Source organism: Bacteroides muris (ex Fokt et al. 2023), assembly GCF_024704895.1.
GTDB lineage: Bacteria > Bacteroidota > Bacteroidia > Bacteroidales > Bacteroidaceae > Bacteroides > Bacteroides muris.
In genome coordinates this window covers 19,008-43,288 of the sequence record NZ_JAMZEE010000013.1, presented here as the reverse complement: position 1 = coordinate 43,288, position 24,281 = coordinate 19,008, and the positions used below count along the sequence as shown (strand labels likewise).

Annotated in this window: 12 protein-coding genes; 10 read left to right on the top strand and 2 right to left on the bottom strand. The window is 46.2% G+C overall.

What is annotated here, in order from left to right:
* The first annotated feature begins 34 nt into the window (after nucleotides 1-34).
* From M1B78_RS07295 to M1B78_RS07275, 5 genes are read left to right on the top strand one after another with little or no spacing between them, the layout of a single operon-like run.
* Nucleotides 35-3,166: a SusC/RagA family TonB-linked outer membrane protein gene (locus M1B78_RS07295; RefSeq protein WP_257940290.1), complete on the top strand. Its 3,132-nt coding sequence runs from the start codon at nucleotides 35-37 to the stop codon at nucleotides 3,164-3,166.
* Nucleotides 3,167-3,177: 11 nt separating this feature from the next.
* Nucleotides 3,178-5,151 carry a RagB/SusD family nutrient uptake outer membrane protein gene (locus tag M1B78_RS07290; RefSeq protein ID WP_257940289.1) on the top strand — a complete coding sequence of 658 codons (1,974 nt, stop codon included), beginning with the start codon at nucleotides 3,178-3,180 and terminating at the stop codon, nucleotides 5,149-5,151.
* Between the two features lie 34 nt (nucleotides 5,152-5,185).
* Nucleotides 5,186-7,963 (top strand): SusC/RagA family TonB-linked outer membrane protein, encoded by a 2,778-nt coding sequence (locus tag M1B78_RS07285; protein WP_257940288.1) that lies wholly within the window; start codon nucleotides 5,186-5,188, stop codon nucleotides 7,961-7,963.
* 14 nt (nucleotides 7,964-7,977) lie between these two features.
* Nucleotides 7,978-9,672: a RagB/SusD family nutrient uptake outer membrane protein gene (locus M1B78_RS07280; protein ID WP_257940287.1), complete on the top strand. Its 1,695-nt coding sequence runs from the start codon at nucleotides 7,978-7,980 to the stop codon at nucleotides 9,670-9,672.
* 35 nt (nucleotides 9,673-9,707) lie between these two features.
* Nucleotides 9,708-11,063, top strand: a complete 1,356-nt coding sequence (locus M1B78_RS07275) for an IPT/TIG domain-containing protein (RefSeq protein WP_257940286.1) — start codon at nucleotides 9,708-9,710, stop codon at nucleotides 11,061-11,063.
* A 160-nt stretch (nucleotides 11,064-11,223) separates the two neighbouring features.
* On the opposite strand, the gene M1B78_RS07270 is transcribed toward M1B78_RS07275, so the two are convergent.
* Both M1B78_RS07270 and M1B78_RS07265 read right to left on the bottom strand, forming a co-directional pair.
* Nucleotides 11,224-12,027, bottom strand: a complete 804-nt coding sequence (locus tag M1B78_RS07270; RefSeq protein WP_257940285.1) for a ThuA domain-containing protein — start codon at nucleotides 12,025-12,027, stop codon at nucleotides 11,224-11,226.
* Between the two features lie 50 nt (nucleotides 12,028-12,077).
* Entirely contained in the window at nucleotides 12,078-14,543 is a 2,466-nt protein-coding gene (locus tag M1B78_RS07265; protein WP_257940284.1) for a glycoside hydrolase family 9 protein, read from the bottom strand.
* 231 nt (nucleotides 14,544-14,774) lie between these two features.
* Here M1B78_RS07265 and M1B78_RS07260 point away from each other — a divergent pair, with 231 nt between their 5' ends.
* The 5 genes from M1B78_RS07260 (at nucleotide 14,775) to M1B78_RS07240 (ending at nucleotide 24,281) form a co-directional block, all read left to right on the top strand.
* On the top strand, nucleotides 14,775-16,439 hold the full coding sequence (locus M1B78_RS07260) for a DUF6377 domain-containing protein (protein ID WP_257940283.1): 1,665 nt from the start codon (nucleotides 14,775-14,777) through the stop codon (nucleotides 16,437-16,439).
* Nucleotides 16,440-16,645: 206 nt separating this feature from the next.
* Nucleotides 16,646-19,606, top strand: coding sequence for a SusC/RagA family TonB-linked outer membrane protein (locus M1B78_RS07255; protein WP_257940282.1), 2,961 nt, complete (start codon nucleotides 16,646-16,648; stop codon nucleotides 19,604-19,606).
* A 32-nt stretch (nucleotides 19,607-19,638) separates the two neighbouring features.
* A complete protein-coding gene (locus tag M1B78_RS07250) occupies nucleotides 19,639-21,432 on the top strand; it encodes a RagB/SusD family nutrient uptake outer membrane protein (RefSeq protein WP_257940281.1) in 1,794 nt (597 codons plus the stop codon).
* Between the two features lie 22 nt (nucleotides 21,433-21,454).
* Nucleotides 21,455-22,633, top strand: coding sequence for a hypothetical protein (locus tag M1B78_RS07245; RefSeq protein WP_257940280.1), 1,179 nt, complete (start codon nucleotides 21,455-21,457; stop codon nucleotides 22,631-22,633).
* A gap of 310 nt (nucleotides 22,634-22,943) precedes the next feature.
* Nucleotides 22,944-24,281 (top strand): alpha-amylase family glycosyl hydrolase, encoded by a 1,338-nt coding sequence (locus M1B78_RS07240; RefSeq protein WP_257940279.1) that lies wholly within the window; start codon nucleotides 22,944-22,946, stop codon nucleotides 24,279-24,281.

The following is a 24,281-nucleotide window of genomic DNA, read 5'->3' as shown; positions in this document are numbered from 1 at the left end:
CTATTGATTTTATTTAATTTTAATGCTAATGCTAATGGGAAAGTTATGCAGATTACATCTCCTTTGGTTGGCCTTGTTGCTACCAGGAGTGTCCTTCGCACAAAATCTTTTTAAAGTGCAAGGTTGTGTCACTGACGAGCAGAACGAGCCACTTATCGGGGCTACCGTGCAGACTAAAGACAAGTCGAAAGGCACGATAACGGATAGTGGTGGCAACTATGTTTTGTCGGGAGTTTCCAAGGGTTCAATCTTGGTGTTTTCGTATGTCGGCTACAAGTCGAAAGAAGTAAAGATGACATCGGCTTCTCTTAATGTTGTTCTGGAGTCGGATGATGAGATGCTTGATGAAGTGGTTGTCATCGGCTATGGGCAGCAGCGCAAGGTGACGCTGACGGGTTCTGTCTCCAACGTGGGTGGTAAGGAACTTCTCAAATCACCGGCCGCGTCGCTCGGCAATACTCTTTCGGGCAAGCTTCCGGGCCTTCAGTCGGTTCAGTACACTGGTGTTCCCGGTGCCGACGCCCCTGTCATCCGCATCCGTGGTGTCGGTTCGTTCAACAGTGCTGAGCCTCTTGTGCTTGTCGATGGTGTCGAGCGTGAGTTCAGCCAAATAGACCCGAACGAGGTGCAGGACATTTCTATTCTTAAGGATGCTTCCGCTACGGCGGTCTTCGGTGTGCGTGGTGCCAACGGCGTTATTCTCGTTACGACCCGTCGCGGTGAGATAGGCAAGCCTGCCATTACACTGACAGCTTCAGCAGGTCTTCAGCAGATTTCCAAATTCCTTGAGCCGGCAAACTCCTACGAGTATGCAACGGCCTACAACCATGCTCAGGAGGTGGAAGGAGTAGCCGAGGACGGATGGAAGTTCTCGAAGGAAGCCATACAACACTGGAAGGACATGGATATGCCCACCGTTTATCCAAGTACCAACTGGTTCAAGTACCTGATGAACGACCACGCATGGCAGGAACAATATAATATCAATGTGTCGGGTGGTACTGAACGTGCCCGCTATTTCGTTTCTGTCGGCATGCTCAATCAGGACGGCCTTTTCAAAACCTTCGACCAGGGCGATGATGCAAACTTCAAATATCGCCGTTACAACTTCCGCGCCAACCTCGATGTGGATTTCTCTAAGCTGAGCACGCTTTCCATCGGTATCGGCGGTCGCATTGGCAGACGCAATTCTATCGGTAATGGTGAGTACAACGGTCAGTCAGGGGTCTTTGGCGTGGAAGGTCTTCTCAACAATGGTACGCCAATGTCAGGCTACGGTCTTGACAGTGAGGGACGTCGCATTGTTTCCGACCCTGACCTTGTTGGCGCGGTTGGCTCCGATGGTCTCGGTCTTATCTATCAGCACGGTTATACCGTTCAGCGTCAGAATGTGGTAAACCTCGACCTTCAGTACAAGCTCAAGCTCGATTTTATCACCAAAGGGCTTGATTTTCGTATCAAGGGTTCCTACAACTCAGACTATACGCAGCAGAAAGCACGTACTACTTCCGGTGGTATCAGCTACAAGGCCACCATCGCCAAGGGTGAATACGGGGAAGACGGTTCTCCAAAGGTGGTTTATGTCCGTCAGGGCGACTCGTGGCCTCTTGGCTATGAGGAAAAAAAATGGGGAGGGAGATACTGGTATGCAGAGGCTAGCCTCAACTATGCCCGCAAGTTCGGCGACCACAATTTCGGTGCACTTGTCCTTTACAATGAATCTAAGAACTACTATCCCGGCGGTGTCTACAATTCTATCCCCCGTGGTTATGTAGGTATGGTAGGCCGTATTACTTACGACTACCAGACTAAGTATATGATAGACCTCAACATGGGCTATAACGGATCAGAGAACTTCGCCAAAGGCAAGCGTTTTGGCTTTTTCCCTTCTGCTTCTCTCGGCTGGATAGTTTCTTCTGAAAAATTCTGGGAGCCTATCCGTAACGTTGTTTCCTATTTCAAGCTTCGCGGTTCTATCGGTAAGGTAGGTAATGACCAGGGGGTTGGCCGTTTCCTCTATCTGCCTGGCACATGGCAGTTCTACACCAACAACGGTGGGGCATGGTGGACTAACGACCGTACTGGTAACTTCGGTACCAACAACGGTGTGTTCATGCCCGGTGCACGCGAATCCAGCAACGGTAACCCCGATGTTACTTGGGAGACAGCCACCAAGCAGAACTATGGTATCGATGTACGCTTCTTTGGAGATCGCTTGAGTCTCGGTGTCGACCTCTTCTGGGAAGACCGCAAGAACATCCTCATTTCCAACGAAACAACCATCGCGGGTATTTCCGCTCTCAAGCCCAATTCCATCAACTTCGGCCGTGTCAAGAACCATGGCTATGAAATGACCCTGCGCTGGGCCGACAAGATAGGTAAAGTGGACTACTCGATAGCTCCTACGTTCGCTTTCGCACGCAACAAGGTGGTAGAAATGGCAGAAGTGAAGAAGGAATTCCCACACATGTACCATACCGGTCACCCTGTAGGTCAGCCTTTCGGCTACGACTTCTTTGAGTTCTATGTTCCCGGTGAAACCGAACAGCGCTACAAGGAAGCTTACGGTGTGGACATGCCGGACCAGCAGATTACATTGCGTCCTGGTGACAGTGTATTCGTTGACCTCACAGGTGATGGTAAGGTGGATGCCAACGATGTACATGCTATCGGCTACAGCGATATTCCTGAGTATACTGGTAGCATAAACGCAACGCTCAACTGGAAAGGTCTCGACTTCTCTATGACTTGGGTAGGTGCCACCCACGTCAACCGTCAGCTTAGTTCTTTCTATACTCCGGCCTTCGGTACGGGTAACCAATCAATGCTCAATAAATGGGTCTATGACAATTCCTGGACTGAGGATAACCCCGGTGCCAGCCTGCCACGTATCTCTCTTGAGAAATCGGCACGCGAGCATAACGGTTCACTTTCAGACCCATGGATGGTCGATGCATCGTATATCCGTCTAAAGAACCTTGAGATTGGTTATTCATTCCGCATACCCGGTGTGCCCATCAACAACATCCGTGTTTATGCCAATGGTTATAACCTCCTTACTTTCACAAGCTTCAAGGCCAATGACCCGGAGGCACAAGCCGGCTATGGTAGCACACGTTATCCTATGACCCGTGTTTATAACTTCGGTATCAACTTAAACTTCTAACATTCAAGACAATGAATCTTATAGAGAAACTCAAAATAAGAACTGCTACTAATATTATATATGTAGCAAGTATCATGATGGGGATGGGGTCGCTGGGCTCCTGTGTCGATGATATCAACATCGGAAATGGCTTCCTCGACAAGCAGCCGGGTGTCGACGTGACCGTAGACTCCATCTTTGTCAAGGGAGAGAATGCAAAGCGTTTCCTCTGGCACATGTACGGTGCCATGCACAATCCTTTCACCTATACAGGTGCAGTATGGTATTCTCACCCCGATGCTTTGACCGATATTTGCCAGTCGTACTGCGGATGGCACAATCTCGGAAAGTACTACGGTGGTGACCTCACCGAGACCGATCAGGATAACGGTGGTTTCGCCAAGTTCCCCTTCATCGCCAACGGCGACGGCAATAACCGTGCAGGTATCTGGCGTACCATCCGTGAGGGTTGGATTTTTATCGAGAACATCAATCGTGTTCCTGACCTGAGCGAATCTGAGAAGAGCCAGCTCCGTGGCGAGGTGTATGTCATCATGGCATCGCGCTATCTCGATGCTTTCCGCAACTTCGGAGGCCTTCCGAAAGTTGACCGCTCATACTTGGCTGCTGATGTTGTAGACGGTAAGCGCATGAGCGTAATCCAGACAGCAGAGTTCATTGATGAGCTTATCCAGGCCGCCATCGACGAGCCGGGTCTTCCTTTCTTTGTGCAGGATCAGGCCACCAATTCCGGACGTCTGACCAAAGGCTCGGCCTATGGTCTGCGTGTAAGACTGTGGAACTTCGTGGCTTCGCCTCTGTTTAACAGTGACAAACCTTATCTGGAATTCACCCGCAACGAGGAGAATCAGGACCTCAATCAGGTATGGACTGGCGGTTACAAGTCCGAACTTTGGCAGAAAGCACTGAAGGCTTGTGAGGATTTCTTCCAGGCCAATAGTACCAACGGCAACTATTTCGCCCTTGTACAGCCCACTGGTGACAGTGAACAAGACTATTGCAACGCTTTCCGTGCTGCCTATTGGTTTCGTGGTAACAGCGAGAAGGTGATTGAAGTGCATGCCGGTTTGGGCACAAACGCTTGGAATGGTGACTGGAATGCAGAAGGTATGGATGAGTTTGGTATGGCTCTCTTCACCCTCGAATATATGGAAATGTTTGGTATGGCAGACGGTCGTAACTTCCCTTACGACGACGTGTTCAATACTGATAACCCCAATAACGTGGATATCTTTGTCAACCGCGACCCGCGTCTCTACGAGACAATGGTAGTGAATCGCAACAATCTTGTCGAGCAATATCAGGGGCTTTCGAGCACCGAGATGTGGCAAGGCGGTAATGTCGACCAGACCTTCAATCCTGCTGTTACCGACAATCCATGGTCTACCCGCATGAAACTGTTCAAGTATCTCCGCGACAACGGCTATGCAGCATACTATCCGACCAATTTTGCTTATCTGCGTATGGCTGACATTCACCTTTGCTACGCTGAAGCACTCGCACAGACAGGCAATCTGCAGAAAGCCTGCGACGAAATGAATAAGGTGCGCGCACGCGTAGGTCTTGGCAAGGTAGAGGCCATGAATCCGGAGCTCAACCTAACTGCCAATAAGGACAACTTCATCGAGCAGCTCCTTAAGGAACGTGCCTGTGAGTTCGGTTTTGAAGACTCCCGCTGGTATGACCTCGTCCGCTATAAGAGGTCTGACATATTCAAGAAACAGGTGCACCAGTTGCGTGTATGGCGCAAGGATGCCAACGGCAAGAAGATGGACCCTGCCGACCACGATGGCAACACGAGCCTTGAACCCGGTGAACCCTGGCCGAACTGTATCTATGAGAAGATACCTTGTACCAACAATATTCGCGTATGGTGGGATACTGACGACCAGACGAGCAAGTGGACCGATAAATGGTATCTCACGCCTATTTCACGTGATGAAATCAACAAGGGCTATGGCCTGAACCAGAACCCGGGTTGGTAATCCAGATTTTAAACATCAATAAGACTTATAGAATATGAATATAAATAGAATGTTGATGCTTGCGACTGCTGTTGCCTCTCTCACGGCAAATGCGCAGGTAAAACTCAACGACAAGAATGCAAATGCCTATGATTTGGGTTACGGTGTGGAAATAAGCAATTTTCTCAGCACCGCTTCCGCAACCACGATCACCGGCGAAGAATTGCAGCAGACTTCGGCAACTAACCTTGCCCAGGCCCTCTATGGACGTCTGCCTGGCCTCACGGCTCTATCGAAAGGCGGTTTCTCGGGCGACGAAAATAAGGGTGCCTCGTTTAATATTCGTGGCTATCACACGCTTAACGATAAAAGTATTCTCATCCTCGTCGATGGCTACGAGCGTCCCATCGACCGCCTCAGTGTGGAGGAAGTGGAGAGTGTTACCGTCCTCAAGGATGCTGCCGCTACGGCACTTCTTGGCCATGAGGGCATCAATGGGGCTATACTTGTGAAGACAAAGCGTGGCGTTGAAGGCAAGACACGCGTCAAGGTGGACTACAGCCATAAGTTCCAGTTCAATCCTGAATTCGCAGACATGGTAGACGGTTACGGATATGCCAATGCCTTCAATCATGCCCGTCGTAACGACGGACTCTCTGCCGCATACACCGAGCAGGAGCTTAACCTCTTCAAGGACGGTTCCGATCCGTACTTCTATCCTAACGTAAATTGGCGCGACCTTACTTTCAAGAACAGTGCCGAGGAAGACCATGCATACGTTTCGGTATATGGAGGTACGAACAAGGTGAAATACTACACCCATATCGATTATACAGATGCGCGCGGTGCTTTCAAGAACACCAGGCAGGCTGACTACAATGCGCAGCTACGTCAGTCGAAGGCCAATATCCGTACCAACCTCGACTTCAACATCACCAACACGACTCTCATGTCGGTGAACCTCTTCGGTATGTTCCAGGAGACCAAGCGGCCCTCCGACCTCGGTGCTGACGATGCTACGGCTGCTATCTACAACCTGCCGGCAAGTGCTTTCCCCTACAAGACTTTAACTGGTATCTGGGGTGGTAACGAGGCATACGGTGATGCTAACCCTGTTGCCAAGATTCAGGAGTCCGGTTTTTACAAGACCCATCAGCGCCAGTTGTGGGTAGATGCCAGGCTGTCTCAAAAACTCGACTTCCTGCTCAATGGCCTGAGCGTATTTGTCAGTGCAGGCTATGCCAATTCGTCGATTTACGCGGAAAATTCGCACAAGGCGCACCAGTATGGTTACGAGCGTTACACCGGTACCATTGGCGACAAGAACAACGTAGCCCTGAACACATTCGGTAACAAGGAGACCAACCTCACCTTCAGTAACTGGAATGCCGGTCAGTGGTGGAAAGCAAAAGCTACCCTGGGTTTCAACTACAAACGTTCGTTCTTTGACAACGACCACTTCAATGCTGCCGTTCTTTATGATAACAGTGGTTCGAGCACTGACGGACGTGGAAACACCTACTATCGTCAGAACATCATGGGAGTCTTCCACTACGATTTTCAGCACCGCTACGTTGCCGACCTTGTGCTTGCGGGTAACGGCTCCAGCCGTACCTATCCCTCCAAGTGGGCATTCTCACCCACATTGTCGCTCGGCTGGATTTACGCTGACAACAACGAGGGTCTGCTCAACTACGGTAAGTTGCGCGCATCGGCCGGCATCCAGCATACCGACTATATGCCTACCTATGGCATGTGGCTTCCTACATGGGATGTGTCGCACGGTTATGTGGTTATCGGTAACAACTACGGTGCTACATGGGGCGCATCGCTTGGCTCGTTCCCGACTACCGATTTCTCGCAGGAGACATCTACGAGCTTCAACCTGGGTACCAATCTTCGTCTGGCAAATGCTCTTGACATCTCGGTTGATGCTTTCTACCAGCTTCGCAGCCACATCATGCTCTCTGCAAGCTATGAGAATTCATCGGTGGTTGGTATACAGTCGTCATACAACGATGTTGGCGAAGTCAAGAGTTACGGTTTTGAGTTAAGCGCCAAGTATGCGAAGAAGATCACTTCCGACCTCAATCTCAACTTGGGCGCCAACTTGTCGTGGGCACGCAATGAGGTGAGCAAGTATATCGGCACACCTACTTATCCGCTGAGCAACCCTGTAGGCCACCGTGTAAACGAGGCATGGGGACTCAAGTCGGCAGGCTTTTTCAAGAATCAGGCCGACATCGATGCCAGCTATCGTCAGGAATACTCTACCGTAAGCCCTGGTGACATCAAATACCAAGACCTCAACGGTGACCAGGTAATCAACGAGTTCGATGTGACCAGTCTCGATGGTGCTACTGGCATCCCTGAACTCAACTATGCCTTCAATGTCGGTGTTGAGTATAAAGATTTCGGTCTGAACGCATGGTTCCAGGGCACTGGCAACTACATGAAGTATCTGCCGTCAGCCATATGGGGTGGTATGGCCGACAACGGCAACCTTTCAGTGGACTACTACAACAACTGCTGGGATGTGGCTGGCGACAACGCTCTCTACCCACGTCTGACAACTCAGAACAACAGCAATAACAGCCAGGCAAGCAACGTATGGTACAAACCTGTCCACTTCCTGAAGATGCGTAACATCGAGGTTTACTATAAAGTTCCTGCAACGGTGCTCTCGAAGCTCTCTCTTAGCGCGGCCAAGGTGTTTGTTCAGGGCGAGAACCTTCTTTCCTTCGACAACGTCGACGCTATGGATGCCGAGGTACTTTCGACGGCATATCCCATGTTCAAGGGTGTCAACATCGGTGTCACATTAACTTTCTAATTAAAAATACATTTATGAACAAGATAAAATATGCTTTTTTAGGTATAGTTGCAGTAGCCTTTGCAGGCTGCGCCGATCTGGATTACAACGAAGCTTCGAATCGTGACGAGGACTGGACCTACAACAGTCCCCTCAATGGTGTCAAGGCTCTTGTCTACGATGTCTACGCACAAATGCCGAGCGAATTCAAGGATAATTCCTACGGTAATGGCGCCATGATAGCCAGTGCCACAGACGAGTCTGAGTTTGCACTTTCCTTCTCGCCCATTCACAAGTATTTCAACGGTGGTTGGACTCCTTCGAACCCTTTTTCAATTACATGGGATAGGTCATACCGTGCCATCACTCAGGTACACATGTACCTTGAGCGCATCCACAAGATAGACCTGTCGGATTATGAATATGATCCCGACTATCAGACCATGGTACAACAGTTTGAGATATTCCCTTACGAGTTGCGTTTCCTTCGTGCCTATTTCTACTTCGAGTTGGTACGTGCCTACGGTGATGTGCCTTTGGTGACCACAACCCTCACCAATGAGCAGGCCAACAGCGTGGAACGCACTCCGGCCAAGGATGTGTTCAGGTTCATCATCAATGAATTGGATGCCGTGGCTGAATACCTGCCCGTGTCGTATAATGACATTCCCGGTCAGGAAATCGGTCGTGCCACCCGTGGTGCTGCCCTTGCGCTGAAGGCACGCGTGCTACTTTATCAGGCTTCACCTTTGTTCAATACAGACAATAGCAAGGAGCTTTGGAAAGAGGCCGCTGCTGCCAGCAAGGTAATCATCGATAATGTACAGCGCTGGGGCTACAAGCTCAGCGAGTATGCCAACCTGTGGGGGCACGATACATTCACCAATCCTGAATTTATCTTTGTTCTTGGCACTCAGGCAAGCAACACCTTCGAACAGTACAATTATCCTGTGGGTGTGGAGAACGGTAACTCCGGTAACTGCCCTACACAAGCACTGGTGGACGCATACGAATATCAGGCCGATGGCAAGACATTCAAGGAGAAACATCCTGGAGATGTTGATGTGACTGCTGAGAATCCATATGATGGCCTCGACCCGCGTTTCGAACTCACTGTAGTGAAGAACGGCGACCTCTGGCCATCTAACACAACTCAGCAGATTGCCATCGAGACGTATCAGAACGGCTTCAACGGTGCTCCCAAGTACGGCGCAACTCCCACGGGCTACTATTTGAAGAAGTTTGTGGACGGCAATTGTATCACCACAGCCAACAACCAGACTACCACACGCCACAACTGGATTGTGATGCGTCTGGCCGAGGTTTACCTCAACTATGCGGAGGCCATGTACAACTACTACGGCAATGCTGACGAACCGGGCGATTTTGGCATGTCAGCCAACGAGGCTGTCAATGTGCTTCGTAACCGTCCGGACATCATGATGCCTGAATTCCAAGGAAACAATGGCTTTGAAGAGCGCTACATGCGTGAGCGTATGGTAGAGCTTGCTTTCGAAGGGCAGCGCTTCTGGGATGTACGTCGCTGGAAGAAGGGTGCCGAGTTCTTCAAGAATGTTGATGTGGCAGACTTCAAACTGGATGGAAACGGCAACTTGATTCTCAATCGGGTGACTAAGACTCGCCAGTGGGACGAGAAGTACAACCTCTATCCGATTCCGCAGTCTGAAATTCAGAAGAATGGCAATCTGAAGCAGAACCCCAATTGGTAAAACAGATTCAACGAAATTTCAAACGAATAAGATTTATGAAAAAACATATTATATATCTTCTGGTCTCAGGATTCGCATTGCTGTCGAACATGGCACTGACCTCGTGCAGTGATGATGATGTGGAGGATGCCAACGATGTGCTTGTGGTGAAGTCCGTCCTGCCTACAAAAGTTATGGAAGGACAGGTTGTCACCATCACTGGTACGGGTCTTGAGAAGGCCACTTCCGTTGTGTTCCCTGGCAATGTCTCTGTGAACAACATTACCAAAGTAGGCAACGGCTATATCTCTGTAATAACTCCTGCCGGCGTTTCTGCAGAGGGGGGAACAGTAACAATAGAAGCCTACGGTGAATCGGCAGAGTCGGTCATGACGCTGACTATTGGCAAGCCCGAGCCTTTGCGTGTGGCTCCTCTTGACAAGGAAATAAAAATCAACGAATGTGTGGAGGTGTACGGCAACGACCTCGAATTTATCACCAAGGCTTACTTCCCCGGTGAAGAAGGCAAGGACATTGTTGTAGATGCAAGCGACTTCAAGCGCAAAGCTACCGGGACTCTCTATATTTATTCGCCAATGGGCATAAAAGCCGGGCCGGCCGAAGTTGTCCTCGAAGACTGCAGCGGCAAGAAGTATACTTTGCCGGAGGTAACGTTGTCTGACGAGGTTGTAGGTGGCAGTGAAGAAACCGGAGGTGAAGGATATGCTCCAATCTGGAAAGGCGATGTCTATATCAAAGATTGGGATAGCTGGCAGTATCTGACATCAGAGCAGCTGAATCTTGAAGGTATTCTGATTCATGAAGGTCTTATGATTCGTCTTACTTTCGATAATCCCGATGGTGCTAGTGTATGCGTATGTGATGCTAACTGGGGGGCGCCCGATGTTGACGGCGAAGGCAATAACACCGTGTCGGTTGCTGCCGGTACTACCGAACTTGAATTCCCCATATCGCAGGGTATGGCAGAAACTCTGGAAGCTGGTGGTGGCATCATTGTCGGTGGTGTTAACTACACACTAAGGAAGATTGAGTTGTTCCGCGAGTATCCTACGCTTTGGGCGGGCGAATGCACTACTGGCTGGTGGTGGTATCTCCCGGCATCTGAACTTGACCTCTCGGTAATAACGCCGGAAGCCGGCCAGACTATTAAGTTCACGTTCACTCACCATGATGCTCCTCAGACTTTCTGTCTGTGCGACGGTTGGTGGGGGGCTCCTTTCATCCGCGATGGTGGTGAAAGCGATAATAACATCGTTCTTGCCGCTGGTGAGGACTTCTTGGAATTCAAAATCTCGGAAGGTATGGCGGCAACAATGAATGGCGGATCAGAAACCGCTCTCATCATTGGCGGTGATATAACAATCACCAAGATTCAGATTAAGACAGAGTAAACTCTAAACAAAGAAATCATAGCCTGATACACCAAGTCCGCTGGAGAGCTAAAGTTCTTCAGCGGACTTTTCAGTAACTAAATGCTTGTCGCATTTTCTGTATAAAACAACCGAAACAAGTGCTTTTCGGAGAAAAAGAACTTGTTTCGGCATAAAAGTGTTATTTGAGGAACGGGTCACCGTTTTTATCTTTGCTTACTACCCAGCGGAAAGCATTAACCAATAGCAGGTTCTGTGTACCGTCGATAAACTCTTCGTCACCATGCCCCATATTTAGGTAAATCATTCTGTAATTCTTGTTAGACCATACGATGGGGAAGTCGCCAAAATTTACTACATCCTTGATACCCAGTGGATAGTTCTTGGGAGATAGGGACAAGAGTACCTCTACGTCCTTGTTCTGGCGGGGGCTGGGAGTCCATTGGTACCATTCGCTGGCGGGAGCCACGAATGATGCAGGCAGATTCTTGGTAACGGGATGTTCTTCGTTGTCGATTTCGACCAATACCGGCTGGGGAGGCCAGTTGTTGCAATAGAACACCCCACCACCAAGAAACTTAACGAACCAGGGCCAATGCGTGTTTTTGTCGTTGTAGGCAGCTGCGTGGAAACCTACCCAACCGCCTCCGTTTTCCATGTATTGCTCAAAAGCATCGCGTTCGGCCCTGGTGTTGGGGGATGTGTTAAGCATGATAATAACATTGTATTCTTTCAGTTTCTCGTATGGGTATTTTGAGAAATCGGTAGTAATATCCAGAACAAAGCCGTCACCGTAATTGAGCTTCTTAAAGAAAGTAGTTGCTTGTTCTGCAAATTGTACGTGTGCTTCTTCCACATGTTGTGTGTAATAAATCAATGCTTTGAAGCGGGGAGCTTTGGCATAGTTTGCCGGATAACCTTCGGATGCTTGTGCATGTGCCAACAAAGTGAAGGCCGTAAAGAATAAAAATAGCAAATGTCTCATAATTTAGTAGATTGTTAATTGTTATTTATTGATTTTCAATTCTTAATAGTCTAATATTCCGCAGTCAGAGACAGCCATTTGCCTGCCGAGGTAACCCATACCTCTTTATAACAGGCATTGTTGGTTTGCGGCCAATAGGGGACATCGTCGTTACCCAGGGTACGGATACCAACGGGCATCTCTCCTGTCATTTCTCCTGAAGAGAAGGTATTCAGTTGCGGATAGTTGTGTCCTTCTCCGTAAATCAAGGATTGTCCGAAAGGATTCTTGCCTACGGTCCAGTACAATTGTTCCAGACCGATGTTGAGCAGTTCCTTGTCCTTCAGGAAGTTTCCGCAGATGGCGGCAGACTTTCCGTTGGAAAGGTGGATAGCTGTATTGCCGTTGAAAATGTTGAACCACACTGGGAAGCGTTTCATGTAGTGCTCTTTGTCCAGTTGTACTCCTTGTTTAATTTGTTCCGTGTACAGTTCCTTGGCATTGGCAGGTGGAAACAGATGGAGAGCATAGAAGTTGGTGGTATCTTTATATTCCTCCGCATGGTAAACACCGCTTGGAATCATGCCGTAGGGATGGGTATACTTCATTATTCCTTTCAGATAGTCTCCATATAGTTGTATGGAATTCACCCATTTGGGGTAATCGGGGTGTTCCTTCTGGGTTTCGCAAAGCATCACCATGGCCTGCATATAGACCTGCTCGCGCGACTGGTGTATGTAATGTACGATGGATTTGCTGGATTTGTCCCGGTAGAAGAATCCGCGTGTCTTGTCTTTGTCTTTCAGCGGTTCCGTACGCTGGCAGTCGAGGGTGTAGCGGATGTATTCGGTGGCGATGTCCGCATAAGAAGGATTTCCGGTCAGCTTGTATAATTGGCTTGCCGACCAGGAGATGGTAGCCATGTACTGGCTTTTCGAAGTATTGTAGCTGTGTTCGTAAGGCTGGATGAACTTGTCGAAGCCGTCTTTTTTGAACTTCTCCATGGCAAAAGCGAAATCTTCTTCGGCCACGCGCAGCAGGTATTCCTGTAGCATTGGGTCGTTGTCCAGCGTCATGGAGGCGTAAGCTTCGTATCCGGCATAGAGGAAGTTGTCGAATGCCATGTTCTGTACACGTACGGAAGAGATGTCATCCAGTGTGTTGAACACACCGTCTTGCCAGATTAGCAATCCCATGCTGCTGGCACGATAGCCATCACCGTAGCGGTTCTTCAGGATAAACTCTATTCCCCATTCCGCTTCTTCACGCAGGCGGGCGGCGAGGGCGGGATTGATGTTTCTTTGTTTATTATAGGCTTCGAGCAGGGCAAAAGCCACATCTCCCGTCTGCAGGGTTTGCTGGGACAAGTCTCCTGCATCGTGCCATCCGCCGGAGTAGGAGATGCTGCGTCCGTCATGTCGGGACATGAGGTCTACGTGGCAGGTGGAATGCTTGCCGGGAACCGGATGTCCACAGCGCTGGCAGAAGATGAAGTTCAGCACTTTCCATTGTGAATCTTCCCAAAGCCGTTCTCCAATCCGAAAGGCAGGGGTCAATGAATTGCCGGCTTTCAGCCGATACTCTCCGGGAAGGTCGAAGGAGGTGAAGTCGATGAGACCGAATCGTCCGAGGGTGGTTGTCTCTTCCCGGATGTCTCCTTCGTAAGCCACTTTTCCGTCCGTGGTAAGCAGTTGGAAGCGTTTACCGGCATCTATGGTGACGTTTGTGTTGATAAGGGCGGTTTTAGGGTGATTGATGGCATAGCCGGTTGTCGAATAGGAGATTTTTCCATCGGCGGGTATCCACCCGCTGACTTTCTCGGGGGCTTTCACTGTTTGCAACTGGAGGTTGTCTAAGTAGTAGGTTGCTGAATCTCCCGTTGTCCGGTCCTTGCCTTTGAGGGCTGTGCTGAAGCTTATGGACATTACTTTATCGCGTTGATACTCGTCTATTTCGAGGAAACATTGGTTCCACTCCTTGTTGACAAGGTTGATAAGATGTGAACCCGAAGGTGGATTGTACCCTTTTTTGGCTGCAGTATCTGCATTATGGAATGTGAGGTTCATGTTGACGATACGTGCCCCGTCGCAGTCGGGGTAGATGGAGAATACAATGCGGTTGTACTTCTCCAGATTGGCACCATCCAGATGATAAGTGACACTGCTGTTTCCATAGGTGGCATAGTCGGGGTCGGAAGGAGAGCCGGTCGCTCTTTTTCCGGTAGAGGTAGGGAATTGCAGCTTGATGCTGCCTTTTCCGGAAATGCTCTTTTCCGTACTGAAGGACATGCTTCCTGCACCGGAATGGCTCCATCCCTCTGTACCTGCCGAGCAAGTGAGGGGAGCGCTTTGCAGGACCTCCTTTTTCCAGCCGTTGGCTTCGAAAGAGTTTTCAATATCCAAGGGTAGGGGTTGATGTATCAGTCCGCTTTCGTGGAGTTGCCGTTCCAGTTTGGGGTCTTGGGTCAGGCGGGTTTGTCCGTATGCGGCAATACTGCCGAGAGATAAAAGGTATAAAAATAATAATGTCTTTCTCATGTTGATGTCAACCTTTGGTTTCGGTTGCAATGTTAGCCATTATTAGGCAAAACAAGGTTTGAAAACTGTCATAAAAGCTTTAAAAGCTATCTGAAGTAGAGGAAATATGAATTCCGTTAGATGTATAATCCCTATGATGTAGGACTTATAATGCTAAAGAAAATACTAAAATCGTATTTTCATAACAGAAGAAAATTGTAACTTTGCGACATTATGTCACAATGTTAACCTATGATGCGTATCTTGATTTTAATAATAATGCTGTTGCCATGTTCGCTTGGTGTGTATGCATCTGCAACCGATAGCCTTTTGTCTGTTCTGGATAAAACTATCGTGATGCGTAGACAATACGAGGAAGAAAAAGAACGGTATATCTCTTTGATAAAGGATGAGTTGAATCAAGGGAAGCTTACTGACATGGAGCGTTATCTGATACAAAATCGTCTTTTTGCCGAATATAATTCTTATATCAGTGATTCTGCATTACATTATATAAATGAAAATATTCTTATTGCCACACGACTAAATAATAGGCAATGGATAAATAGTTCTATATTAAATAAAGTACATATTCTAAATACTTCGGGCCTTTTTGTTGAAGCAATGGAATTACTGAAATCGCTTCCTCGTAACACGTTGGAGGGTGAAAATATAGTGGACTATTATGTCTGTTTTGAAAACCTATATCTCTATCAGGCAGAGTACGCCACTGATCGGAACTACGTGAACAATTGTCTTCGGATAGCAAATTTGTATAGGGATTCTATAATCAGCCTAGTACCGGAAGATACTTATAGATATGTAGTCGTGCATGCACCCCAGCTCATTGACCAGGGAAAAAGTCAGGAGGCTATATGTTTATTGAAGAATTTTTTACCCCGGTTGAAATCCAATACGCGTGAGTATGCAGTAGCTACTTCAATTCTGGCTTTTGCTTATCATGTCGTGGGGAACAAGCAAAAAGAAATGGAAGCACGTATTAGCAGTGCCATTGCTGACATTAGGGCAGTGGTGAAAGAAAATTATTCTTTGTGCGCATTGGCGGAATTACTTTATGGAATGGGCGATTTGGAACGTGCTAATCACTATATCAAGATTAGTATGGAAGATGCTAATTATTATACCACTCGGTTGCGTAGCTCGCAGACTTCCAAGATGCTTCCGCTTATAGATCGTGCTTATCAGCAAGAAAAGGAAATGCAGCAACAGCGGCAGAGAATATTTATTACAGGCATATGTCTCCTTTCTGTTTTCCTTCTATTGACAGTATTGTGTGTGCTATGGCAAATGAAAAAATTGTCTTATGCCCGTAAAAAGGTTGTTGCTGCCAATTCCCAATTGAATATATTGAATAGTGAATTGAAGAAACTTAACAAGTCTCAACACGAGGCTAATGAACGATTATTACAAGCTAATCAGACTCTTACGGAAGCCAACCACATTAAGGAAGAGTATTTGGGACGTTTCCTTAGTTTAAGTTCCTCTTATATAAGTAAGATGGAAGAATATCGCCGCATGTTGAACAAGCAGGCTGCTGCCGGTAAACTTGAGGAGTTATATCGTACATTGAAGTCCGACCGTTTCATAAATCAAGAGTTGAAAGAGTTCTATCACAATTTCGATGTGTCTTTTCTTAAGATATTCCCTAACTTTGTAGAAGAATTTAATCGTTTGTTGCCAGTTGAAGAACAATTGCATCCTAAAAATGAAGAATTGCTTGTTACCGAACTGCGCATATTTGCATTGATTCGTTTAGGTATTACAGACAGTGCGCGTATTGCAGAATTTTTGCGTTACTCCATAACTACCATTTATACTTATCGTTCCAAGCTAAAAAACAAGTCTCTTTGTAAAGAGGACTTTGAAGAACGAGTGATGAAAATAACTTCTTTTTGATTTTATCCTCCTCTTGAGGCTTTTTTCTGCCTTAAAAAGTTTAGAAATAATTTAGAAATTAGTAGCAATAGTATTTTGTAATGCGTTGTTTTATAGTTGATTGACTATTGCAGGTCTTTAGATTTTTATCTCAGCCCAAATCGTGTGTTTGTTTTGATAATACATTTGCGTCAATCTATTTATTGTTTAACTAATTTCTAATTAAGATGAAAGAAAAAAGTCTAAAGAGATGCCTTAAAAAGCGCATAATCCTTTTACTAGGTTTTCTTATGATGACTGGTGTTGCTGTTGCACAACAATACCAGGTACAAGGAAAGGTGACCGATGCTACGGGTGAAGGTCTTATCGGTGCAAGTGTATTGGTAAAGGGGACAACTTCGGGAGTGATAACTGACATTGACGGTAACTATGTGTTATCGAATGTCAATCCTGATGCAATACTTATTTTTTCTTATGTAGGTTACCAAACGCAGGAACTGAACGTATCCGGTAGAAACAAGATTGATGTTGTCTTGCATGATGACCAGCAGGTGTTGGAAGAAGTTGTAGTAGTGGGTTACGGCTCATTGAGTAAAAAAGAAGTTTCCAGTTCCATTGTACAAGTGGATAAGAAAAATTTTAATTTGGGGGCTATGAATAATCCGATGGAAATGGTATCGGGAAAAGTCGCGGGCTTGAATGTCAATACGCAGGCAGCTGCCAATCCTAACTCCAGTTCTTCATTACAAGTGCGTGGTGCAACATCTGTTTCTGCAAGTAATAGTCCTTTGGTTGTCATAGATGGTGTGGCAGGTGGCGATATCCGTAACATCGCTGCACAGGATATTGAATCTATTACGGTATTGAAAGATGCGGGTTCAGCTGCTATTTACGGAACGCGAGGTGCCAATGGTGTGATTTTGGTTACAACAAAACGTGGCTCGGGCGAAGCAGGAAAAACGGTAGTCACATATGACAGTTACATCGCTTTTAATGTAGCCAAGCCCTCTCCGGATATTCTGTCGGCTGATGAATTCCGACGTTCGAGACGAGGTACAGACTATGGAGCCGATACTGACTGGTATGGATTGATTACTCGTGATGTAGCATACGACACAAACCAATATATATCTATTGATGGTAGCACAAAGAATGGTTTCTATGGTGCTTCCTTCAATTACAAAAGTGCCAATGGACTTGACATCGTGAGTGGTCGTGAAGAATTTGGAGGTCGTTTTTCTATGGAACAGCGTGTACTGGAGAATCGTTTACAATTCAACGGTTCGTTGAGTGCACGTCGTGTAAATGAGACTTGGGGAAATGATGGTTTCTTCGATAGGGCACTCACAATGAATCCTACAATGCCGGTATATAATGCAGACGGTTCGTATTATCAGCCTACTTCTCCTACGGGTGCAACCAATCCGGTTGCGGAGCTTGCTTTGAGAGATAACAACGGTCAGCGTATGTATTTGTTGGGCACGGCTGAGGCAAAACTGAATATTTTGCAGACAGAAAAGCATTTGTTGAATACAACATTAAGTTACTCATTGCATTACAATGACATGAAGCAACAATATTATGCTTCGTCTGCTGGTTCGGAGTCCTATTGGAATGGTTATAAAGGACGTGCGGAAATGAAGTATCAGAAATGGTATACCAATCGATTGGAGTGGTTGGGCAATTATGCACTGAACTTGGGCGACCACAATATTAAGGCTGTAGTGGGCTATACTTATGAGAATTCTATCTGGGAACAGATTGGTGGTAGTAACAACGACTTCTCTTTTGATAATACGAAATATTGGGATTTGGGCAGTGGCTCTTATCTGAAGGATGGTTTGGCAAGTTTATATAGTGGTCGCTCTGAATCGACACTTATTGGTTTCTTTGGTCGGTTGAACTATAATTGGAAGGATATGCTTTTTGCATCGGCTTCGTTGCGCTATGAAGGCTCTTCCAAATTTGGTACTAACCAAAAGTGGGGGTACTTCCCAGCAGCCTCTTTGGCTTGGGAAATGATGGAGATGGGCTTTATGAAGAATACCCGGAAAGTATTGACTAGTTTGAAACCACGTGTTTCTTTCGGTATTACCGGTCGTTCGGATTTTGATGCTTATAAATCACTTTCTACTTACAATACCAATGGCAGTTATCTTTTTGACGGGCATTGGGTAACGGGCTATGCTCCCTCCAGTAATGCTAATCCGGATTTGGCTTGGGAAAAGAGCGTTGCGATTAATTTGGGTGTTGACTTTGTTCTATGGAATCGTTTACGTGGTTCAGTGGAGTATTTTGACCGTAGTTCTAAAGACTTGCTTTATACGTACACGGCACCTCAACCGCCTTTTGTCTATTCCACTATTTTGGTTAACGTTGGAACAACGAAAAATACCGGTATAGAAGTATCTTTGGATGGTGATATCCTTACTAAGACAGCAGTGAAGTGGACGAGCGGAATCAATTATTCTTATGGAAAGACTAAGTTGACCAAACTTTCTAACGATATTTACAAGGCATCTTATCTTGACCTTTATTTAAAACCGGGTACTGGTTCCAGCGAATATTTCTTCCGTGTGCAGGAAGGGGGAGAGATAGGGCAGTTCTACGGTTATGAATATGCAGGTGTTGACGAAAATGGCAATATGCTTATTTTGAATGACAAAGATGAGCAAATACCGATTTCTCAGGCTGATGCCAAGTATAAACGTTATATTGGCAATGGTGCTCCCAAGCACTTCTTGTCTTGGAGTAACAACCTGACTTGGAAAAACTTTGATTTGAGTGTATTCTTCCGCGGTACATTCGGCTTTGATGTATTCAACATGCGTAAATATGGTATGGGGCTTCAGGGATGTGGTACAGATAATGTTCTTCGCTCTGCGTATCTGGAAGATAAGAATATTCGTACCGGTGGTGGAGTAATATCTTCCTATTTCCTGGAGGATGGCAGCTTCATAAAACTGGAAAATGTAACCTTGGGATATAATTTTACTCCTAAGAACCGTAAGTTACTGGATAATATGCGCATATATCTGTCTGCCAAGAATCTGTTTACCTTGACTGGATACTCTGGCAATGACCCTTCAATTATAGATGTGAATGGTATCCAGCCGGGAGTAGATAGTAATAGTGCTTATCCTACAGCAACTCAATTGAGTTTAGGTGTGACTCTTCGCTTTAAATAAATGAGAAACAAATTATTAAAAATATGAAAGATATGAAATATATAAAATGTCGTTGGTTATTGGCGATGATTATGTCATGTTCACTTTTCTCTTGTACTAATTTGGACGAGAAAGTGTTCGACCGTGTGGATGCCGGAATTTATTATCAAGATGAGACGAGTGTTCAGGGGGCAGTGGCAGCCATCTATTCGAAAGCTGCATATAGTTATTTGGAATACTTCTGGTATTTGCAGGAGTTTTCTGCCGACCAGGTGGCATGGCGCAGTTGGAACGGCGGACTTTGGGGATGGGATGAGGCATTGAAGTTTGCTTTGTCTTCACATACCTGGACGTCAGAATCAACCATTATTCGCCAGACTTGGGAGAATGCGTGGACCACTATCGGGCTTTGCAATACGCTTATTACAGATTTGCAGGCAATCAGCCCCGTATCTATACGCATGACCGAGAATGCTTTGAATAGTTATATTGCCGAAGTACGTACCCTGCGTGCTTGGGCATACTACAATATCTTTGAGATTTGGGGTGGAGCACTTCCCTTGAACATTTCTTCGGGTGCGGAAATCCCAGGTTCAGCAGATACTGATTTTGATAAGGGGTGCAAGATTATCTACGATTTTATCGGTCGGGAATTGGATGAGTCAGTCACAGACCTTATGAAAGAAGATGGTTCTGGAAAGACCCGCAATCGCATGAACCAAGCTGCCAATCGTATGATTAAGATGCGCTTGTTGCTGAATTCCGAGGTATTTATCAAACAAAATAGTTATAGTGAGTGTGCCACTCTTTGCCAAAATATTCTGAATGGCGATTATGGTACTTACGGCATTGCCGATGACTATCGTGATATTTATTCGATAGACAATGTAGAATGTCCGGAAGTTGTAATGGCATTGGCGATGGAAGTAGGTCAGGTCAATACCGGTTGGATGCGTAACATGCCTTTCATGCCTTACAATTGTTGGGATTACTTTGGAGGTACATACAGCCAGAGCGGATGGAATTGTGTATGCTTGGCACCTTCATGGGATAATTCTGGAAATGTACAGCCGTATGGTGGTACTGACAATCCTAAGAGCTTTCTTACCGACTACGGTGATAAGTTAGGTGCAGTTTATGAACGTTTCCACGATAAAGATATCCGTAAGCAGAACTATGTGTATAATGAAACAACAGGAAATTATCAAGGCATTTTCTTGAAAGGGGCTATTAAAGCCAACTATGGTAAAGGTGCGGCTTTGAAAGCAGATGCCGATCGTGACGGTCAGGATTTGGTTTATGTGGACCAGGTGGGTACGTTCCTTAATTTAGGACGTAATCTGGAGACTGTCATGTCACCTCGCTGGGGTGAAACGAATTCAGGTGTCCGTTTGGTAAGATATCCGGTTTATCCGGAGAGTGCAGGCATTGATTTCCAAAACATCGATGAGGTGGAATTCCGTTTGAGTGAAGTGGTCTATACTCTTGCTGAATGTAAAATGCGTGCAGGTGATGCGGAAGGCGCTAAAGAACTGGTATATAAAGTAAAAACACGCTATTTTACAGATAAGTCGGCTCTCGAACAGCCCGGTCCCGGTTTTGCATCCTTTGATATGGATTGGATGTTGAGTGAATGGGGACTTGAATTCTTGGGAGAGGGGCGCCGTCGTCGTACAGACTTGCGTCGTTTCGATAAGTTTACGCAAGGACAATGGTGGTTCTTTGGCCGTGCCACGGACGACGGTTTAAGCTATCCGGCTAAACGTGACCGCAAATACGAGTGGTATCCCTTGCCCCAGTCTGCCCTTATGGTAAATCCGGGACTGGTACAGAATCCTAATTATTAATCATCCTATAATAATAGTAACAATGAAAAAATATATATGTAATCCGCTATGGCTTTTGTTGCTTTTTGTAGCTTTCATCAGTAGTTGTGACAAGGAGGAAATTGTGTTTGACCATGAGTTGCCGCAATTTGAACTTCGTAGCGATGCCATCTTGCTGGAGGTGATTATGCCCCAAGGAACTGGTGCCGATGAAATAATTTATATTGCAGGCGATTTCAATGGAGGTCAGGATGCTGCTTCCGGAGACCTTAAGTGGCAGATGGAGAAAGCTGCAAACAATGATGTTAAATGGGGCATATACCTCTATCCGGAAGATTTTGTTAATGGAAAGACACTTGCCGATGGCTTTTATTTCGTTTCTAAGACACAAGGCATAGAGCGTACTTTGCAGAATGGGGATGCTTTACATCAAATTTCGGCTAAGGTAGGTACTCGCACTGATATAACGGTAACCCGCTGGAATGCTTATTTTGAGGAGCCGGAAGACCCAAGTGAAGTGACCCACGACGGTTATGCTGTGTTCGTGATGGACAATACAGGTTGGGATGCACTGACACTCTATGCGTGGGGAAATGATTTGCCGGAACTTTTTGGAGGTTGGCCCGGCATTTCACCTACTGGTAGCGTTGAGATAAAAGGAATTACCTATAAATACTTCGATACTGGTGAAGCAAATAAGGGGTTGGTTTACAATTTGATATTTAACGATAATGGAGTAGGTTCACAATTTGATGGACCACAGAACTTTACTCTTGACCGTGACATATATTTGGAAATCACAGAAAGCGGTTGGACGGAAATAGATCCGGATGCAGTGGTCATCCATGATGGTTATGCCATATTTATTGAAGACCAGTCCGGATGGGCAGAAACAACTATATATGCGTGGGGAAATGATATACCGGAACTCTTTGGCAATTGGCCAGGAATATTACCAACCGGTAGTGTTGAGATAAAAGGTGTCACGTATAATTATTACGATACAGGTGAAGCAAATAAGGGGTTGACTTACAATCTGATAATGAATAATAACAATGGAGGCTCACAATTTGACCTCGCAGCAGTGACGCTTGATCGAGATTATTATTTCCGTATTACGGACATAGCTGGTGAGGAGATTGACCCTGACAATCCGGACGGAGATTCTGAACCGGAATCTGAAGTGGCTTTTGTTTCTAATCAGAATAATTACTTGAAATGAGTTTTGTATAGTAATAAAGATGTTAAATGACCTATTGGCGGAATGAGATTGGGGATAGGATATCTCTTTTCAATCTTGCGGATATATGTCCCAAGGCTTGGTTTTTCTATCCCAAGGCTTGGGATAGAAAAACCAAGCCTTGGGAAGGAGTTGTCTCTTAGCTCTTCTGTTTTTTAGTATTGGCTTCCGGGATTTTTAGTACTAAGTCTTAGTATCTTTTTTGCCAATGTCCATCACTGGAGAGTTTGGTTTCTCCTTTTGCAGATATCAGTTCCGCCAATGAGTATAGGTATAGATAAAAAGTAGAAATATGAAAAAAGTAATAATTGCGACACTGCTCTTTACGATGCTACATTCTTGTATGGGGTGTAGTGATAGTCAGAATGACATGGAGTCGGTTTCCGTTCCGCAGGAAGAATACATGGCTTCGGATATGGTGATTTATGAGGCAAATCCCCGCATCTTTGCCGAAGAAAATGCGTTCTCTGCCATCAAAGCAGATCTTGGTCGTATTCAGAGTTTGGGAACTACCATTCTTTGGCTGATGCCTGTAAATGAGCCGGGAGTACTGAAAAGTGTGAATTCACCTTATTGTATAAAGGATTATAAAAAGCTGAATACACGTTACGGAACAAAAAAAGACTTGAAAGAGCTGGTAGATGCTGCCCATGCCAAAGGAATGAAAGTGATTCTCGACTGGGTTGCCAACCATACTTCGTGGGACAATGCTTGGGTTACTGAGCATCCGGATTGGTATACGCAGGATGCAAATGGCAATGTGGTACAACCTCAAGAACAGCCCTGGGCGGATGTTGCCGACTTGAACTTCGACAACGAAACCATGCAGCAAGCCATGATTGATGCCATGAAGTATTGGGTAACAGAAATTGGTATTGACGGATACCGTTGTGATTATGCCGAGGGGGTACCAGATACTTTCTGGAAGAAAGCAATCGCCGAGCTTCGTACACTTGATAATAATCTGCTGATGCTTGCCGAAGGCGGAAAAACGTCTTTAATGAACAATGGTTTCAACCTGCTCTACGGCTGGAACTTCCATAGTAGACTGAAAGACTATTATGCCGGTAAATGCTCACTTGCTGACCTTTATGCTATGAATATTTCCGAATTGGAGGGAATGCCGGAGGGTACGTTACGGTTACGCTATTCTACTAATCATGACCAGGCAAGTGAGGCTTCACCGATAGAATGTTATGGCGGTGAGCGTGGTGCCATGTCTGCTTTTGTATTGGCGACCATGCTCGAGGGGATACCTCTTATTTATAGTTCGCAGGAAGCAGCCTATCCGCGGTCACTTAACTTTTTCAATTACGGAGTTATAGACTTGAAGTCCAATGAAGCCTTTGCGCAAGAGATGGCAGAAATCATCAGAGCCTATAAAGCTACGAGCAGCGTACGTGGTGGTGAACTGGAAGTTTATACTACCGGAGATGTCGCTTCATTTTATCGGGCAGCAGGCAGTCATGGCATGCTAGTCATGGTGAATACCGCCAATGAGTCTGTACAAGTGAAAGTACCTATGGAGCATGCTGGCAAGACCATGACCGATATGATTGCCGGTGTGGATGTGAAGTTGCCTACGGTAATGACGATGGAACCTTATCAATATTTTATATATCAACAATAA

Coding starts and splice junctions, on each gene's coding strand:
- M1B78_RS07280 (WP_257940287.1), top strand. CDS start 7,978: ATGAACAAGATAAAATATGCTTTTTTAGGTATAGTTGCAGTAGCCTTT.
- M1B78_RS07265 (WP_257940284.1), bottom strand. CDS start 14,543: ATGAGAAAGACATTATTATTTTTATACCTTTTATCTCTCGGCAGTATT.
- M1B78_RS07240 (WP_257940279.1), top strand. CDS start 22,944: ATGAAAAAAGTAATAATTGCGACACTGCTCTTTACGATGCTACATTCT.
- M1B78_RS07255 (WP_257940282.1), top strand. CDS start 16,646: ATGAAAGAAAAAAGTCTAAAGAGATGCCTTAAAAAGCGCATAATCCTT.
- M1B78_RS07285 (WP_257940288.1), top strand. CDS start 5,186: ATGAATATAAATAGAATGTTGATGCTTGCGACTGCTGTTGCCTCTCTC.
- M1B78_RS07260 (WP_257940283.1), top strand. CDS start 14,775: ATGATGCGTATCTTGATTTTAATAATAATGCTGTTGCCATGTTCGCTT.
- M1B78_RS07250 (WP_257940281.1), top strand. CDS start 19,639: ATGAAATATATAAAATGTCGTTGGTTATTGGCGATGATTATGTCATGT.
- M1B78_RS07270 (WP_257940285.1), bottom strand. CDS start 12,027: ATGAGACATTTGCTATTTTTATTCTTTACGGCCTTCACTTTGTTGGCA.
- M1B78_RS07275 (WP_257940286.1), top strand. CDS start 9,708: ATGAAAAAACATATTATATATCTTCTGGTCTCAGGATTCGCATTGCTG.
- M1B78_RS07295 (WP_257940290.1), top strand. CDS start 35: ATGGGAAAGTTATGCAGATTACATCTCCTTTGGTTGGCCTTGTTGCTA.
- M1B78_RS07290 (WP_257940289.1), top strand. CDS start 3,178: ATGAATCTTATAGAGAAACTCAAAATAAGAACTGCTACTAATATTATA.
- M1B78_RS07245 (WP_257940280.1), top strand. CDS start 21,455: ATGAAAAAATATATATGTAATCCGCTATGGCTTTTGTTGCTTTTTGTA.